The sequence below is a fragment of the Psychrobacter sp. PSi21 genome (assembly GCF_054960615.1).
The window spans coordinates 1-551 of sequence record NZ_JBHNYR010000051.1 but is presented as its reverse complement, the minus strand read 5'-3'; the positions used below and the strand labels follow the sequence as shown (position 1 = coordinate 551).

Sequence of the window (551 nt, the reverse complement as noted above, 5' to 3'; positions counted from 1 at the left end):
TGACCCTTGCCGTCAAATCCGTACAGATAAACTTGGGGTATTTTAGTTACGCAGCCTGACGATAATAATCAAACCACACCTGTCTTGGCGATTTAAAGCCTAAACCCTTTTGAATTCTCGTTTGGTTGTAGTACAACTCGATATATCTGATGATATCGGTAATGGCGGTAAATCTGTTCTTATAGTCCTGATGATATATCAACTCATTCTTTAATACACCCCAAAAGCTCTCTATAGGTGCGTTATCAAAGCAATTGCCTTTAGCGCTCATTGAGCCTGCAAACTGATGTCGTTTGATGATCTTGTGATAGACATGACTGCAATACTGGCTACCTCTGTCAGAGTGAACTATTAGCCCTTTTCTAGGTCGTTTGTTCTGGATTGCCATATTGAGTGCACGGCATACTAGATCAGCGGTCATACGTTTGTTGATGGCATAGCCGACCAGCTCTTTAGTGTATAAGTCTTTAACGCCTGCTAAGTACAGCCAACCCTCATTCGTCCAGACATAAGTGATGTCACTGACCCAAGACTCATTAGGACGCTTAGCA

Annotated in this window: 1 protein-coding gene; it reads right to left on the bottom strand. The window is 42.5% G+C overall.

Going from position 1 to position 551, the window contains the following annotated elements:
• Positions 1-46: 46 nt before the first annotated feature.
• Positions 47-551, bottom strand: a 505-nt coding sequence (locus tag ACFI32_RS14840) for an IS3 family transposase (protein ID WP_462627392.1), incomplete at its 5' end; no start/stop codon positions are given.